Genomic DNA, 16,000 nt, shown 5'->3' with positions numbered 1-16,000 from the left:
GGGAAACCCTTTCAGCGGGCCTTTAAGGCCGAGGCCGGTAAGAGAGGCTTTCAGCCGCAGAGCAAACCACCAGTTCACACTGGTGGTTTTGATTTAACCAATTAATAAACGTTCTTTCGGATAGGAGAATCCATCTTTAATGACTCGGCCCCGAATTATGAACAAGAGTGAAAATAGCCCGATTCGGCCGATAAACATTAAGCAGATAATTACTAATTTTGCCGGAGTGCCAAGCTCAGGCGTAATGCCAAGTGAAGAGCCTGTTGTACCGAAAGCTGAAGACACTTCAAATATGATGCTTAATAGAGGCAAGGAAGGCTCTAGAAAAGAGAGCAGCATGATAGAAGCGCCCCAAATAAAAAAGCCGGTCGTAACAACAACGAACGAACGATGGATGTCGATAGGGTGCACTTCCCTATTAAAGATCTTAATTGTGTTTTTCCCTCTTGCAAAAAAATACACACTTAACATGGCAATTGCAAAAGTGGTGGTTCTAAGTCCGCCGCCTACGCTGCTCGGTGAGGCGCCGATAAACATAAGTGTAGAAATCAAAAGCAAGGTAGAGGCTGAAAATTCATTTAAATCCATAGTAGTCAATCCGCCGCTTCTAGCCGCAATGGACTGAAAAGCAGAATAGAAAAAGGATTCATGCCAAGTTTTATCCGCAAAAAAATGCTTGCGGTCTAACAGGTAAATTCCTGCTGTTCCTATAACGGCTAAAATCGCATACATCGTCGTAGTCAGCTTCGTAAAAAGTGTAAAACGGTAAGGATACGTACCGCGGTGGGTTAAATAATTTTTAATCTCAATTAAGACGGGAAAACCAATCGCACCAAGAATAATTAATATCATATTAATAAATTGTACGAAATAATCGTCTGCATACAACACAAGTGATTGTCCTGTAATATCAAATCCGCCATTTGTCGTTGCGCTGATCGAACCGAATAAGCCGTGAAGAAAAGCTTCGCTGGCCGTTTCGTAATCCTGCATAAAATATGTACCTAATATAAGAGCGCCCACAGCTTCAATTCCAAGAATTAACAAAAAGATATCTCTCATCAGCTTAACTAAACCTGAGAGGTCCGTCCGGTTTTGGTCTGCCATGATTAAATGCCGTTCTCGCATACCGATTTTTTTGCCCACCAAAAGCCAGATGATGGAGCTTAATGTCATAATGCCAATTCCGCCGACTTGAAGAATAAACATGATGAAAAAGTAGCCAACTGTACTGAATGTGTCTACAGTGGCTACAGATGTTAAGCCTGTCACGCTGAGTGCACTGACGGCAATAAATAAGGCATCAATAAATGAGAGGTCGACGCCGGGTTTTTGCGACACGGGCAGCATAAGCAAGCTAGTAGAGAGTAAAGCCCCAATGAAATAGAGCAAAACAATCAGCTGGAATGTTGAAAGTTTTATTTGTTTCGTTTTTAAGTTCATACCATAATCATCCTTCATTACTTCATCAGCAAGCGTAAAGCCTGCTATTCTTCAAATAATATACATATTTCATTATATAGAAAACCTAAAGGAAATCACATGATTTTCTGATTTTCGTTTATTCATCAAAAAAAGATAGAAGCCATGATGACAACGGCTTCTATCTAGAAGAAGTGAATTAATTCATTGAAACCCACACACTTTTTACTTCTGTATAATTATTTAAAGCATAGGAACCCATTTCTCTTCCCAGCCCCGACTGCTTATAGCCGCCGAACGGGGAAGCTGCATCAAATACGTTATAGCAGTTGACCCAAACTGTTCCAGCTCGTAAATTGTTGGCGATATAATGAGCTTTAGACACATCTTTCGTCCAGACGCCTGCAGCCAGTCCATATAGCGAGTCATTGGCTCTAGCAATTAGTTCATCTAAATCCTCATAAGGCATGGCGGAAATAACCGGACCGAAAATTTCTTCTTTCGCAATGCTCATGTCATCCTCGACATTGGCAAAGATCGTCGGTTCCACAAAATAACCTTGCTGAAACGGGTTAGAGCCTCCTGCTACTAATTCCGCTCCTTCGCCTACACCCTTTTCAATATAGCCGAGCACGCGCTTTTGCTGTTCAGTGGATACGAGTGGACCAATTTGTGTTTCACGATTCAATCCTTCACCTTGCTTGATTTTCTTCGCATGAGTTACCATGTCCGCAACTACATTGTCATACTGCTTTTTCTGGATAAAGACCCGGCTGCCTGCACAGCATACCTGTCCTTGATTGAACATGACGCCATTCAGAGCGCCCGGAACGGCTTTCGTTAAATCAGCATCCGGTAGAATAATGTTAGGTGATTTTCCTCCGAGTTCCAGTGTCACGCGCTTTAATGTTTTTGACGCTCGTTCCATAATCAGCTTGCCGACTTCAGTAGAGCCGGTAAAAGCAATCTTGTCGACGTGAGGGTGGTCAACTAAAGCTTGTCCGGCGCTTTCGCCAAATCCAGGCACAATATTAATCACGCCAGGAGGGAAACCTGCCTGATCAATTAATTCGGCTAAGTAAAGAGCGGAAAGCGGTGTTTGTTCCGCAGGCTTTAACACCACTGTACAGCCTGTTGCAAGTGCTGCACCGAGTTTCCACATCGCCATTAAAAGCGGGAAGTTCCAAGGGATGATTTGACCGACGACCCCGACTGCTTCATGACGGGTATAGTTAAAGTAAGGACCGGCGACAGGAATGGTTTGTCCGACAATCTTCGTCGACCAGCCGGCATAATATCGTAAATGCTCGATGGCCAGCGGAACATCTGCATTCGATGTTTCTTGAATCGGCTTCCCGTTATCAAGCGTTTCGAGCTGAGCCAGTTCATCTTTATTTTCTTCCATTAAATCTGCTAGCTTATAAATCAGCCGGCTTCTCTCAGCTGCGCTCATTTTTTGCCAAGGACCTTGATCAAATGCTTGTCTGGCTGCTTTTACAGCCAAATCAATATCTTCATATCTTGCTTCAGATACGACAGCGAGTGTCTCTCCGGTCGCTGGGTTTGGAGTTTCAAATGTTTGACCGCTTGTGCTTTCAACAAATTGTCCATTAATGAAAAGTTTCTTCGTACCAGTTAGAAAGGCTTCAACTTTTTCTTTTAACGGCGTTGCAACAGAGCTCATCCAATTCCTCCTTTAATAGCATACAAGTTTACGAGAGGTGAGAGTCCAAGCTGATTAATTATGTATGCGTTTTCACAATCCATCATAACAAGTAAGTTATTAAAATTCAATTATTAATTTTGTAAATATTCAGACAAAATACGACGGAATTTTTTTGAAACCTGCTAGAGGGCCGTTCCGTATAATAGACAAGCTTAAATTTAGGAGGCCTGTTATGTGGCGTTTTTGGAAACGAATTAAATTTCTTTTAAATATAAGAAAGTCTCTTCCATTCTTAAAAGACTTTTTCATCAGCCCAGAAGTTTCTATTGTAAAAAAATTATTGTCGATTGGAGTCATAGCCGGTTACTTTCTTTTACCGCTTGACTTCATTCCTGATTTTTTCACTTTCATCGGTGTGCTGGATGATTTAACCGTCTTTACGTTTATGCTTCAGCTGATTGTTAAAATGGCACCGGAAACGCTGAAAATAAAGCATCGTCTAAAATAAGTAAAAGCGCCCAGGAAAACTTGGGCGCTTCATTTATGGTTTTATAGAAACAACTGCACCTAAACGTTTAGCAGCAGTTTTTAACACTTCTGCAGGCTGAACTAGCGCAATTCGGACATAGCCTTCACCGTTCGCGCCAAATGCAGGACCTGGCACCATCACGACACCGGCATGATCGATGGCGGCAAACGCAAACTCCCGAGACGACCAGCCCTCTGGAATTTGAGCCCATACAAACATCCCGCCTGAAGGCTTATCCACGTGCCAGCCGACCTTCGCTAATTCCTCAATCAGCACATTTCTGCGTTCCTCGAAAGTGGTCCTTACAAATTCACCTATGACTTCCGCATGATTTAAAGCGACAATTCCAGCTGCCTGAATCGGCTGGAAAACACCATAATCCAAATTGGATTTTAATTGGCCGATCTTTTGAATCATTTCACTATTACCGGCAATGTAGGCGATGCGGGCGCCAGCCAAGCTAAAGCTTTTGGACAAAGAATTGATCTCCATGCCGATCTCCTTTGCACCTTCAACAGCTAAAAAGCTTAAAGGGCTTCTTCCGTCAAAATAAAACTCCGAGTAAGCGGCATCATGCAGAACAGCAATGTTGTATTTTTTGGCAAATGAAATGACTTCTTTAAAAAATGATTCGTCCGCAAGTCCTGGTACAGGATTGCCAGGATAATTTATAATCATTAATTTCGCTTCTTTGGCCACTGTTTCCGGAAGAGATGCCAAATCTGGAAGAAAGCCATTTTCTTTTAAAAGCGGCATATAGTAAGGTTTAGCTCCTGCTACCGCGAGTCCAGTTTCGTACGCTGTATAACCGGGGTCTGTGACAAGAATGGTGTCTCCGCTGTCAGCAAACACCATGGGAAGGTGAACAAGTCCTTCTTGTGAGCCCATCACTTGAATAATTTCAGTATCAGGGTCAAGCTTGGCATGATAAACTCGCCCATAGTAATCTGCAACCGCTTGATGAAATTCTTTTGTCCCTGAAAGAGTATAGCCGTATTGATCTTTATCCGCTGCTTGCTTAGAAAGTTCTTCACGAATCGGATCTGCAGGTGCCAGATCAGGACTGCCAAGGCTAAGATCAATGATTTCTTTTCCTTCAGCTTGTTTTTGTAACTTGTAAGCTTTCAACTCGCTGAATATCGATGGGGCAAATGCCTCCATTCGTTTTGAAAATTGAATCGACATGAATGAGACCTCCTGCTAGTGTTTCCATGATTTATGTACCGTATTATTTTATCATATCGAAAATAAAAACTATTAGAAATATTTCCGCTAAAACAACAAACAGAAATAAAGTCATTATATCTGCGGCATTCCCTTCATACGTGATACAATGAAACGCATAGAGATTTATTTCGTCAATCGAAAGGTACAATGAAAGAGGTTATGTATGTGAATCAATCATCTTATAAAGAACCGCTGTGGACTCGGTCGTTTCTCTTATTAATTATCGGTAACTTATTTATTTTCATGTCGTTTCAAATGCTGATCCCGACATTGCCGCCTTATTTTAAGGATATGGGGGCTTCTCCATTGGAAGTCGGACTGGTAACGACGCTTTTTTCCATTGGGGCGATTATCAGCCGTCCTTATATCGGCAGCATGCTTGCTTACAAGGAGCGAAAAATGCTCGTAGTCTTAGGAGCCGTATCACTTTTATTGATTACACTTGTGTATCCTGTAACTAGCATCATTTTTTTCTTGCTGGCTATGCGCTTTGTCCATGGGATTGTCTGGGGAGTCTCCACGACTGTCAATGGAACGGCAGCGGTGGATATTGTGCCTGATTCCCGCTTAGGAGAAGGGATGGGCTACTTTGGTTTATCCATGACTGTTGGAATGATTATTGCTCCAAGCCTTGGCATCTTTTTATATCAGAACGCGCCATTTCCAGTGATGATCGCTGTCTCTGCCGGTCTTGGATTATTGGCGATCGGATTCTTGTCTATTGTTAGCTATCGAACACCTGATGCGGTTTTAAAAACAAAAAAAGAAGATGTTCCTTTTTCTTTCTTTGCATCCTTAATTGAGAAAGCAGCCTGGTATCCCGCATTTATTACTCTGCTTGCCACGTTTGGCTATGGAACGGTTGTCACATTCATCATTATATTCAGTGAAGAACGGGGCCTGGATCAAATCTTTTTATTCTACTTATGTAACGCCATTGTTGCTACATTGATCCGGCCTATCGCTGGCAAATATTTTGATCGGCACGGACCGAAACGGATCATTATTATATGTTCATTTTTAACATTCATTGCCATGTGGATTCTATCCTTGGCCACTTCTATTGTCTTTGTAGTGATCTCAGGTATCATGTTCGGTGCCGGATTCGGATCTTTGATTCCGACATTGCAATCGTGGGTGCTCTCAGAAACACCCCAGCACCGGCGCGGAGCAGCCAATGGTATGTTTTATTCTGCCATTGATTTAGGAATTGGCCTAAGCGGGCTCGTGTTTGGAATCATCGCTCAATTTACCGAAACAGCTCACTTATTCCAGCTATCCAGCATATTCTTTCTTCTAGCGGCTGTATTAACACTTGCTGAAGCGAAATTAAGAAAAGAAAAAAAGCAATGGAGCAATGCAGAGGCATTGAACCGTTAAATAACCCTAAAAGGTGCCGTTACTGGCACCTTTTTTTAATGATATAAAAAATAGTTAAGACTTTGGTTAGATTGTTGTAATCTTCCTGTTACATCCAGCGAATTCCGGGGAATACAGTAACAAGAATAGAGGAAGGGTCAGTGGATGAAGATGAAGAAACGAAATTTTAATAAATGGAAAGTATTTACGATTGTTGTGCTTAGTATTTATACCGTCACTATGCTCTGGCATTATTTCAAGCCAATCCCGGAAAATATCTCTTATCAAAGTGATACGTATCGTGTAAATGATGACCAAGTGGATTTTTATTATAATGTGACAGGCGAAAAGAATGGGGAAAAGAAGTTTACAGATCAAATTTTTAAACGGACACTCGAGATTATTGATGAAGCAGACGAGTTTATTGTCCTCGATTATTTCTTGTTTAATTCCTACCACGAAAAAAAGAAAGAATATCCTGCTATAACTGATAAAATTACTAAAAAGCTGATCGAGAAGAAGAAAGCAAACCCTGATATGAAAGTGATTTTTATTTCAGATGAGGTCAACACTTCTTATTTATCTCACGAAGTGCCGCAATTCGAACAAATGAAAAAAGCGGGAATTGAAGTAGTTTTGACAAATACGGACCCGCTGCGTGATTCTACACCTGTATACAGCGGAGTATGGAGAATGTTTTTTCAATGGTTTGGACAAAGCGGAAACGGCTGGATTCCTAATGCATTGGCAGAAACGGCTCCTGATATGACATTGCGGTCTTATTTAAAAATATTTAACGTGAAAGCCAATCACAGAAAAACCATTACGACAGAAAAAACAGCGATGATCAGTTCTGCCAACCCTCATGATGCCAGTGCGGAATTCACAAATGTGGCTTTCGAAGTGAAAAATGTGCTGGTCAATGATATGTTAGTTTCGGAAAAAGCAGCAGCAAATACAAGGAGAGAAGTTGAATTTCCTGAAAAAGTGAAGAAGCCAGCTGAACGAGGAGACATTAAAGTCCGGCTGCTTACGGAAAATAAAATAGAAAACGCGTTAGTGAAAGAAATCAATAACTCCAAAAAAGGAGATGAAATCTGGGTCGCTATTTTTTATCTTGCCGACAGGGATATTGTAGATGCTCTAACCGATGCGGCTAACCGGGGCGCTAAAACAAATATCATTATGGATACGAATAAACATTCTTTTGGCCAGAAAAAGAATGGGCTCCCTAATATTCCAATGAGCGAGGAGTTAAAGGAAGATTCAGATGGAAAGATCAATATTCGCTGGTTCGCTCCAACACCTGAGCAGTTCCATGCTAAAATGCTTTATATAAAAGGAGAGCAGGAGTCGACCATCATCAGTGGATCAGCTAACTTCACCGCAAGAAATATCGGTGATTTTAACTTAGAATCAGATGTGCAGATCACTGCTCCGAACGATAAAGAAATTGTTCAAGACGTCGATCAATATTTCCATACACTCTGGGAGAATAAAGGGGCTGAGTATACGGCTGATTTTGATGAGCACTACGAAGACACAGCTACATTAAAAAGAGGTGTGTATACGTTCCAAAAACTCTTGAATCTGACGACTTATTAATGAATAAATAGAAATGGATAAAATCATCTTAAACCACGCCATTGGTTCGGGCGTGGTTTTATTTGCGAGAAATTTCCAAAATATTTTGTAGGTCATGTGTACATTCTAATATAGAACAAGAATGGAGGAGACAAAATGACTGTAATCAATGATTTAAAACAAACAATGTCAGGACTAAAAAGTGCTCAGGCTAGCTTAGAAGGTTTCGGGCTTGCAACAGATAATCAGCAAGCTAAGCAATTATTTCAGACAGCTGCGGAACAGACACAGGCAGTTATTGACAGCCTGCAGCCGCGTTTGCAAGAAGTTGAAAATGAAGAACCTCAGTATAAAAACAGCTAAATAAAAGTAAAACCTAGGCAATTGAAAAGGATATGAAGGGTCTGCCATTCATAAACCGCATCAATTGCCTAAAGCCATCTGGAGGTGTAGATGTGCAGAAACATCGTACATGGGTGTTTGACAAAAAACCCGTCATTATTTCAACAGGAGCCGTTGGCGGTCCGTTCGAGGCAAACGGCAGATTGGCTGCAGATTTTGATGCATTGCATGGGGACTTATGGCTTGGGCAGGATTCATATGAAAAGGCGCATAGAAAACTGATCGAAGAAGCTTGTACGCATGCAATTGAAAAAGTGGAATTGAGAAAGCAGGATATCGAGTTCTTTCTTGGCGGCGATCTTATTAATCAAATTACGCCAACGAGTTTTTCTGCTCGAACACTTGCGATTCCTTATCTCGGTTTGTTTGGAGCCTGTTCTACTTCAATGGAAGGACTGGCACTGAGTGCTTTGCTTATTAATAGCCAAGCCGCAAACTATGTGTTAACAGCCGCCTCTAGCCATAATGCAGCGGTTGAAAAACAGTTTCGTTATCCGACTGAATATGGCGGGCAAAAACCGCCGACTGCTCAATGGACGGTTACCGGCGCCGGTGCTGCGGTTGTAAGTACTTCGGGAGATGGCCCATCCATAACAACTGCCACAATTGGCAAGGTCATTGATATGGGACTGACAGATCCATTTAATATGGGAGGAGCTATGGCTCCGGCAGCTGTGGACACCATCATTGATCATTTCACTTCTTTAAATAAAGATCCGTCTTATTATGACTTAATTGTTACCGGAGATTTAGGGGCAATCGGGCGCCAAATCGCTTTAGAGATGCTGAATGATCGAGGCTTTGCAATCACTGACAGACAATTTCAAGATTGTGGCCTTATGATTTACAAGGAGAGTCAGCCTGTATTTTCCGGTGGAAGCGGAGCAGGATGTTCGGCTGTTGTCGGTTATGGCCATCTGCTCAATCGCATGAAAAAGGGTGAAATAAACAGAATGCTTCTTGTAGCAACTGGTGCTTTGCTTTCACCGCTGTCTTTTCAGCAAAATGATTCCATTCCGTGCATTGCACATGCGGTCTCATTTGAAAACTTGCCGTAAAGGAGAAAAAATATGACGGTTGTATCAGACGTTCGATCTTGCTGTGCAGGTATTAAACATGCCGAAGCAGTTTTTAGCAAACTAGCTTTGCAATCATTAGATTCTGAATCAAAAGCTGTGTTTCATGAGTGTATGATGTCTTTAACTGAAGTAGCGGATCAATTAAACAAGCGAATCCTTGAACTTGAAAATGAAGAGCCGGAATATAGAAATACCTAGCGAAAGGAGGCGCGGTTATGCCTCACTGGATAGAAGTCATCATACGGTCAGCGGCTTTTCTTTTTGTATTATTTGTGGTAACAAAAGTAATGGGAAAAAGGCAAATTTCGCAGCTGTCTTTCTTTGAATATATTACCGGGATCACGATTGGAAGTATTGCTGCGGAAGTGTCTATGAGCCGGGAAAGAGAAGTGGCTGATGGATTAGCAGCCGTTATGGTCTGGGGGCTTATTCCGCTTGCCGCAGGCTATATTGCATTAAAAAGCAGGTCGATGAGAAAAATCATTGAAGGAGAATCGACAGTTTTTATTAAAGATGGAAAAGTGTTAGAGGAAAATTTAAAGAGAGAAAAATATTCAACGGATGAATTGCTTTCATTACTGCGTAAAAAAGATATTTTTCATGTAGCAGATGTCGAATTTGCCATTCTAGAAGAAGACGGCAGCTTAAACGCGTTACTAAAAAAGGATAAAAGACCGTTAACCCGTCAAGATGCGAATCTTCCGTCTATGATTCAAAAAGAACCAGAATCTGTGATCATGGACGGACGATTAATACTTAGTGCTCTGCAGTTAAGCGGTAAAACAAAAGAGTGGCTGGATGAACAGCTTGCGTCGATGAATGTAACAATTGAAAACGTATTTCTTGGCCAAATCACTGCAACCGGAGAACTGACAGTCGATCTTTATGATGATCAGCTTAAAGTTCCGACGATACAAGAAAGGCCATTGCTGCTCGCAAATTTAAAGAAATTAGAAGCGGAATTAGAGGGTTTTGCCCTGGCAACTGACTGTGAAAAGGCAAAGCAAATGTATCAAGAGTCTTCTAAAGAACTTAGAAATATCATTAATCAAACCTCTAAATATTTACAATAACGACACCCTAAAACGAGGGTGTTTTTATTATTACATAATGTGCAAAATTCAAATTTAGAATAAAACATTAGTTCACTGACCATATATTTGATAAACTAGAAATAACATACTTCCCGGTCATTAAGGGAAAACCAAGCGGGGTGAAGAAAATGCCAAGAGGCGAAGGGAAATTTTTGATTAAACAGCGAGCTTTTATCAAGTTATTCATGATTAAATTCGTAGAAGAAAATCGGCTGTATGGCATGCAAGCGATGGATGAATTGAAAGCTGCATTTAAACAATTTGGCTATGAGCCGAACCACTCAGAAATCTATCGATCGCTCCATGAACTAATTGATGACGGAATACTAAAGCGGCACAAAAAATTGCAAGAAGGCGCGAAATATAAAGAAGTCGTTATTTATCAATTCGATGATTATGAAAAAGCAAAACTTTATAAAAAACAAGTCAAGACAGACCTTGACCGCAGCATCAACTTATTAAGAAAAGCGGTAGAGGATGTATTTTAGACAATTGATTAAATGAAGGATAAAAGAGGTGCATAAAGTGGGAATATTTGACGGGTTAATTGGAAATGCTACTGAGGCAGATATCAAAGTAGTAGAAAAATATTTAGAAAGAATTGTTGCTGAAGGTGAAACGATTGAAAGAGCTTTTCAGATCCTGAGAGATTTAATTGTTTTTACGAATAAGCGTCTGATCTTGATAGATAAACAAGGAGTAACCGGGAAGAGAGTGGAATACCATTCAGTTCCTTACCGCAGCATCACTCATTTTAGTGTGCAGACAGCTGGGACATTCGATTTAGAAGCAGAACTGTTAATTTGGATCGCAGGCGGCGATGAGCCGATCGCTAAACAATTTAGAAAAGATGACAGCATATTCGATGTTCAGCGGGCGCTGGCAGCATATATACTATGAAGCATTCATTTAAAATGTCCTTTTTGAGGGCATTTTTTTATTTTCCAAAAAATAGTTGCATATTTTAGTGTACTAACTGTATTATTTATATTAATACAGTTAGTACGAAAGAAGGAAGGAGGGACCACATGTTTAGTTTAGATATGAGAAGCAGGCAGCCTTTATATGAGCAGCTAATTGAAAAGTTTAAAGAAATGATCATGTATGAAGTGTATGAGCCTGATGATCAATTGCCTTCCGTCCGGCAGCTGGCGAAGGAATTGGCCATTAACCCAAACACCATTCAAAAAGCCTATCGAGAATTAGAAAGAGAAGGATTTATTTATTCGCTTCCTGGGAAAGGGAGCTTTGTGAAAAAGCAAATAAAATCTGTGAATGAGCAGAAGGTGGAGCAAATGAAAGCAGAGCTATTAAAACTAATATCAGAAGCCATGTTTCTTGGGTTGAGCAAAAAAGAAATTGAGCAGTTAGCCGATCAAGCAGAAAAAGAGATGAAAGGGGAGGATCGGAATGATTGACATGAAGAAAGTCAGCAAGCACTTTGGCCGGGCACAAGCATTAAAAGAGATGGATTTACAGATCGGACGAGGCTCCATTTTCGGATTGCTTGGGTCAAATGGAGCCGGCAAAACGACCATGCTAAAGCTTGCTTCTGGGATTTTAATGCCAACCAGCGGAGAGGTGCTTGTAGATGGAGAATCAATAAGTGACACACCTCATTTAAAACAATCTGTTATGTTTATGCCGGACATACCCTATTTTTTTGGGCAGTCTACAATTGGCCAGATGGCAGAATTTTATCGAGAAATGTACAAAAGCTGGAATCAGGAGCGCTTTAATGAACTGGGGGCTGTGTTTGCTCTTCCTCTAACTACTAAGCTCCATCAGTTGTCCAAAGGAAAAAAGCGCCAGGCTGCTTTTTGGCTCACACTTTCCTGTATGCCAGACTATTTATTGTTGGATGAGCCGCTTGACGGTCTAGATCTGGTCATGCGAAAGAAAGTAAAGCAGCTGCTTATGGAAGATGTAGCTGAACGTCGAATGACGATTGTGATCTCTTCACATAATTTGCGTGAGTTAGAAGACATTTGTGACCATATTGCCATCTTGCATAATGGAGAATTACTGCTTACAAGAGAACTGGATGACCTAAAATCGGGGATGCATAAAATTCAGATCGCCTTTAAGGGAAAGGTTCCTGATGGGTTCTTCAGCAAGCTGAGAGTGCTTCATCATGAAGAGCGCGGCAGTGTGCACTTATGTTTAGTTAAAGGGAAAGAAAAGAAGATTCTTGCTGATGCTGCTTCATTTCAGCCGCTGTTAATGGATGTGCTGCCCATTACGTTAGAAGAAATTTTTGCTTATGAAATGGAGGAAGCAGGATATGCAGTTGGCCACGTTATTTTTTAATAAAGGATTAATGAAACACAAATCAAAAGCAATAAGCTCTATAAGCGTTCTGTATTTTTTGCTTCTGTTTTTTGCAATACCGCTCCAAATGATTATGATGAACGCAAGCAAAGATTGGATTTTTGCTTTTCAATCGGAAACTGTTTTTGCTCTGTCACCTGAAATACAAAGCATGCTGATCATCGCCTTTCCTATCGCATTAGCCATCTTTACTTATCGATATTTACATGTGAAATCATCTGCTGACTTTATGCACAGTCTGCCCGTTTCCAGATACGAATTGTTTATTCAGTTTTTTGCGGCAGGTGTGCTGATGATGGTTATGCCTGTTGCCGCTATTGCAGTCATCACAGGTATTTTGCAAATGATGATTGATGTCTCGTTTTTTTCTTCTGCTGAATTATTAAATTGGAGCTTATTTACAATATTTTGGAACGTAGTTGTCTTTTCAGCAGCTGTGTTTGCAGGAATGCTTACTGGGCTGTCGATTATACAAGCATTTTTTACGCTGATGATCTTTATGCTTCCTGCTGGGATTTCGATGCTGTTGATCTTTAATTTAAAGTTTTTATTGAAGGGGTTTGCATACAATTATTATCTGAATGAAAGCTTGGAGCAATTTATCCTATTCTTCCGTCTTTATCAATCGATTGAACATCCATTTACTCTCCAGGAATGGAGTATATATGGGGGACTGGCGATAATATTTGCTGCAGCTGGTTTGTTTCTCTATAAGAAACGGGCGACAGAAGCTGCTTCTCAAGCCATTGCCTTTCGAAAAATGCAGCCGCTGTTCATCTATGGATTTACGTTTTGCTCCATGCTTATTGGAAGTCTGTATTTTGGCAGTGTAGAAGAAAGCTCTCCTTGGATCTTAGCAGGTGCTCTATCATTTGCCAGCATTGGCTACTTTATCGCTCGGATGATCGTTGATAAATCTGTCTATGTGTTGAAGAAGTGGAGAGGACTGCTGTTCTTCTTGTTATCATCTACAGCTATAGTGGCCATCATTCAGGTCGCAGGCGGAAGCTTTGAACGAAACATACCTGCGGTTACGGATGTAAAAAAAGTTTATGTGGCAGAGCACATTCACTTTATGACAGAGGATTTCAGTACAGAAGACTACAAAACGATCAACCAGTCTTACTTTTTTGAAGATCCAGTCAATGTAAAAAATATCATAGCGATGCATGAAAAATCAGCTTCTTCCCCTGCACCAGGTCATAATAGCAGTCATCTTGCCTTGGCCTATCAATTGGAAAACGGGAAACAATTAATTAGAGAATACGAGATACCGGAATCATTATATAAAGAGCTGATGGAGCAGCTGGCAAAAACGGCAGAATATAAAGAGAACTTCTATCCTCTGCTTAGAGAAAACAGTCAGCAGGATATGAATCGGATCGTCCTTTCCTCCAGGTATTCTATTAACAAACAATACTCTCTAACTAATCAAAAAGAGATGGAAGAGTTTATCGCGATATTGAAAATGGAAATGAAAAACGAAAGCCCGAAAGAAATGACGTCACCTGAAAAAGCATTTGGCGGAATCGAGATCATGTATAAAGATCAAACATATATCGCAGCCTCATGGAAAAAGTCCTATAAACAAATAAATAAATGGCTTTCTGATCGAGAGGTCCTCAATCAAGTGAAAGTGATGCCTGAGGATGTTGATTATGCAGTCATCGCACCGATCAATTCTACGAAAGAGGTGTATGATCTTCTCGATCAAAATGGCCAGTTGAAAGCAAAAAATCAAACCGTCATTAAAAATAAGGACAAAATTGAACAGTTAATTGAGGTATCGTATCAGCATCATAAAGGGGATTACGCCGTCGCTTATTACATGAAAAATCAGCCCCGGTATCCGGATATTGATGTAATTAGCAAGGAGACAGCCAACCAGCTGCTGAATAAATAGTGATTGGGAAAACTCGCCTAATTATTTAGGCGGTTTTTTCATTTTTTAAAAAGATAAAAATATTAGCAAAAAAATGATGGATTATTTATATAAATGTGGATATAATTAACAAGGTAATGTTTTGAAATATATTGGTTTGGAGAGAGGTCAGCTTTCACGTCAATAACTTCCATTAGGCAGAAGCAGCAAATGCTATCTGAAAGGAGGTGAGACGATATGACGATTAATCTAATCTTTTTCGTAATCACAATTAACAAACGTCACAAACAAATGAAAGAATATCTCCATGACCAGCTAGTTGAAGACAGGTACGAAGAATTACGCAACAAACAAGACGAAAACATTCGAAACATTTACTAAAAAACCAACTTTGAAAGGGGAATTATCTTATGATAATCTTACAGCCAACTCAAACAAAATTAATGAATGCACTCTACATTTCGAAGGATTCTGCCTAGTGAAGCTGACCATATCTAAACATCCAAAAAAACCTTGCTCATAGCGGCAAGGTTTTTTGGCGTTAGCACTTTGTAACTTTTGTTTGTATGTCCTTTTCGGTATAATGAACGTTAAATCGAATAAATGAGGGGTTATATGGCAAGAAAGAAAAAGCTGGATGAACAAGAATTATTCCTGGCAACCGAAAAGTTATTAGTTAAGAAGGGTTATGATGGTTTTCATTTTAAAGCGCTATCTGAAGAGCTTGAGGTAGCGAGAAGTACGATTTACGAGTATTATGCCAATAAAGATGATCTCATTACCTCGTATATGATGAAGCGAATGGATGAAATTATGGAAGAATGTTTTGCCCTATCTGTAATTGATTCTCCGGTTGCTCAATTAAAACAGCTGTTAGAAATCTTTATTACGAGATCTCATACGCATCAAGTCATTGAAATGATCCCGCTGTTAAAGCAGGCTAAATCACTTAAAATCCAACAGCAAGTAGATGACTTAACGCACTATCATCAAAAGATGTATGAATTTATTAATGAAATCATCGTGAAAGCACAAAAAGAAGGGCTAATCAGAAAGAATATCGAACCGCCGGTGATTGCTTCTTTGCTTTTCAATGCGATTCAAATTGTGAATGTGATGAATGTGCCTCCAAAAGAGTGGAGCGAAAAGCTGTTTTCGATTATTTTTTATGGCATTCATAATGGCTGATTGCATGATAAATAAAAAGGTTTGCCAAGTACGATTTTTTCTGTCATAATTCAAAAGAATTAAATATTTACATGTAGGGGTGCCAGTAAAGCTGGCTGAGATGTATCCATGATAGATACGGACCCTTAGAACCTGATCTGATTGATATCAGCGTAGGGAACATCGAATACATAATGACTTTGTTGTCAACGATGCGCCTTGATCTGATCAGGGCGTATTTTTTTGTTTTGTGAGAAT

17 protein-coding genes and 1 riboswitch are annotated in these 16,000 nt (G+C 40.2%); of the genes, 14 read left to right on the top strand and 3 right to left on the bottom strand.

What is annotated here, in order from left to right; translation table 11 throughout:
• Nucleotides 1-93 precede the first annotated feature (93 nt).
• Both JOC78_RS13850 and JOC78_RS13845 read right to left on the bottom strand, forming a co-directional pair.
• Nucleotides 94-1,443, bottom strand: a complete 1,350-nt coding sequence (locus tag JOC78_RS13850) for a TrkH family potassium uptake protein (RefSeq protein ID WP_204556866.1) — start codon at nt 1,441-1,443, stop codon at nt 94-96.
• A gap of 178 nt (nt 1,444-1,621) precedes the next feature.
• Nucleotides 1,622-3,106, bottom strand: coding sequence for an aldehyde dehydrogenase family protein (locus tag JOC78_RS13845; RefSeq protein ID WP_204556865.1), 1,485 nt, complete (start codon nt 3,104-3,106; stop codon nt 1,622-1,624).
• 214 nt (nt 3,107-3,320) lie between these two features.
• Between JOC78_RS13845 and JOC78_RS13840 the strand changes: the two genes are divergently transcribed.
• Nucleotides 3,321-3,596: a YkvA family protein gene (locus tag JOC78_RS13840; RefSeq protein ID WP_204556864.1), complete on the top strand. Its 276-nt coding sequence runs from the start codon at nt 3,321-3,323 to the stop codon at nt 3,594-3,596.
• Nucleotides 3,597-3,629: 33 nt separating this feature from the next.
• Here JOC78_RS13840 and JOC78_RS13835 read toward each other — a convergent pair whose 3' ends face one another.
• Nucleotides 3,630-4,802: an LL-diaminopimelate aminotransferase gene (locus JOC78_RS13835; RefSeq protein WP_204556863.1), complete on the bottom strand. Its 1,173-nt coding sequence runs from the start codon at nt 4,800-4,802 to the stop codon at nt 3,630-3,632.
• 201 nt (nt 4,803-5,003) lie between these two features.
• Here JOC78_RS13835 and JOC78_RS13830 point away from each other — a divergent pair, with 201 nt between their 5' ends.
• The 13 genes from JOC78_RS13830 to JOC78_RS13770 all read left to right on the top strand — a co-directional run bounded on the left by JOC78_RS13830 (nt 5,004) and on the right by JOC78_RS13770 (nt 15,763).
• Entirely contained in the window at nt 5,004-6,224 is a 1,221-nt protein-coding gene (locus JOC78_RS13830; RefSeq protein WP_204556878.1) for an MFS transporter, read from the top strand.
• A 144-nt stretch (nt 6,225-6,368) separates the two neighbouring features.
• Nucleotides 6,369-7,808: a phospholipase D family protein gene (locus JOC78_RS13825; RefSeq protein ID WP_204556862.1), complete on the top strand. Its 1,440-nt coding sequence runs from the start codon at nt 6,369-6,371 to the stop codon at nt 7,806-7,808.
• 135 nt (nt 7,809-7,943) lie between these two features.
• Nucleotides 7,944-8,150 carry a DUF1657 domain-containing protein gene (locus tag JOC78_RS13820; RefSeq protein WP_204556861.1) on the top strand — a complete coding sequence of 69 codons (207 nt, stop codon included), beginning with the start codon at nt 7,944-7,946 and terminating at the stop codon, nt 8,148-8,150.
• Between the two features lie 92 nt (nt 8,151-8,242).
• Nucleotides 8,243-9,247: a stage V sporulation protein AD gene (spoVAD, locus tag JOC78_RS13815; protein ID WP_338023211.1), complete on the top strand. Its 1,005-nt coding sequence runs from the start codon at nt 8,243-8,245 to the stop codon at nt 9,245-9,247.
• Nucleotides 9,248-9,259: 12 nt separating this feature from the next.
• On the top strand, nt 9,260-9,466 hold the full coding sequence (locus tag JOC78_RS13810; protein ID WP_204556858.1) for a DUF1657 domain-containing protein: 207 nt from the start codon (nt 9,260-9,262) through the stop codon (nt 9,464-9,466).
• A 17-nt stretch (nt 9,467-9,483) separates the two neighbouring features.
• Entirely contained in the window at nt 9,484-10,341 is an 858-nt protein-coding gene (locus JOC78_RS13805) for a DUF421 domain-containing protein (RefSeq protein ID WP_204556857.1), read from the top strand.
• Between the two features lie 149 nt (nt 10,342-10,490).
• The gene (locus JOC78_RS13800) at nt 10,491-10,850 is read left to right on the top strand and encodes a replication termination protein (RefSeq protein ID WP_204556856.1); all 360 of its coding nucleotides are present in this window, start codon (nt 10,491-10,493) and stop codon (nt 10,848-10,850) included.
• 37 nt (nt 10,851-10,887) lie between these two features.
• A complete protein-coding gene (locus JOC78_RS13795; protein WP_204556855.1) occupies nt 10,888-11,262 on the top strand; it encodes a PH domain-containing protein in 375 nt (124 codons plus the stop codon).
• A 128-nt stretch (nt 11,263-11,390) separates the two neighbouring features.
• Nucleotides 11,391-11,780: a GntR family transcriptional regulator gene (locus JOC78_RS13790; protein ID WP_204556854.1), complete on the top strand. Its 390-nt coding sequence runs from the start codon at nt 11,391-11,393 to the stop codon at nt 11,778-11,780.
• The gene (locus JOC78_RS13785; protein ID WP_204556853.1) at nt 11,773-12,672 is read left to right on the top strand and encodes an ABC transporter ATP-binding protein; all 900 of its coding nucleotides are present in this window, start codon (nt 11,773-11,775) and stop codon (nt 12,670-12,672) included. The genes JOC78_RS13790 and JOC78_RS13785 overlap by 8 nt, the downstream gene beginning before the upstream one ends.
• Complete coding sequence (locus tag JOC78_RS13780; protein WP_204556852.1) at nt 12,647-14,596, top strand: DUF6449 domain-containing protein; 1,950 nt, start codon at nt 12,647-12,649, stop codon at nt 14,594-14,596. Before JOC78_RS13785 ends, JOC78_RS13780 begins: the two co-directional genes overlap by 26 nt.
• A 216-nt stretch (nt 14,597-14,812) precedes the next feature.
• Nucleotides 14,813-14,956 carry a YrzI family small protein gene (locus JOC78_RS13775; RefSeq protein ID WP_204556850.1) on the top strand — a complete coding sequence of 48 codons (144 nt, stop codon included), beginning with the start codon at nt 14,813-14,815 and terminating at the stop codon, nt 14,954-14,956.
• A 234-nt stretch (nt 14,957-15,190) separates the two neighbouring features.
• A complete protein-coding gene (locus JOC78_RS13770) occupies nt 15,191-15,763 on the top strand; it encodes a TetR/AcrR family transcriptional regulator (protein WP_204556848.1) in 573 nt (190 codons plus the stop codon).
• 65 nt (nt 15,764-15,828) lie between these two features.
• Nucleotides 15,829-15,939: riboswitch (TPP riboswitch) on the top strand.
• Nucleotides 15,940-16,000: the final 61 nt, after the last annotated feature.

Source organism: Bacillus ectoiniformans (genome assembly GCF_016908875.1).
Taxonomy (GTDB): Bacteria; Bacillota; Bacilli; order Bacillales; family Domibacillaceae; genus Bacillus_BX; species Bacillus_BX ectoiniformans.
The sequence above is the reverse complement of the archived record's forward strand: the minus strand, read 5'-3'. Positions and strand labels throughout refer to the sequence as shown.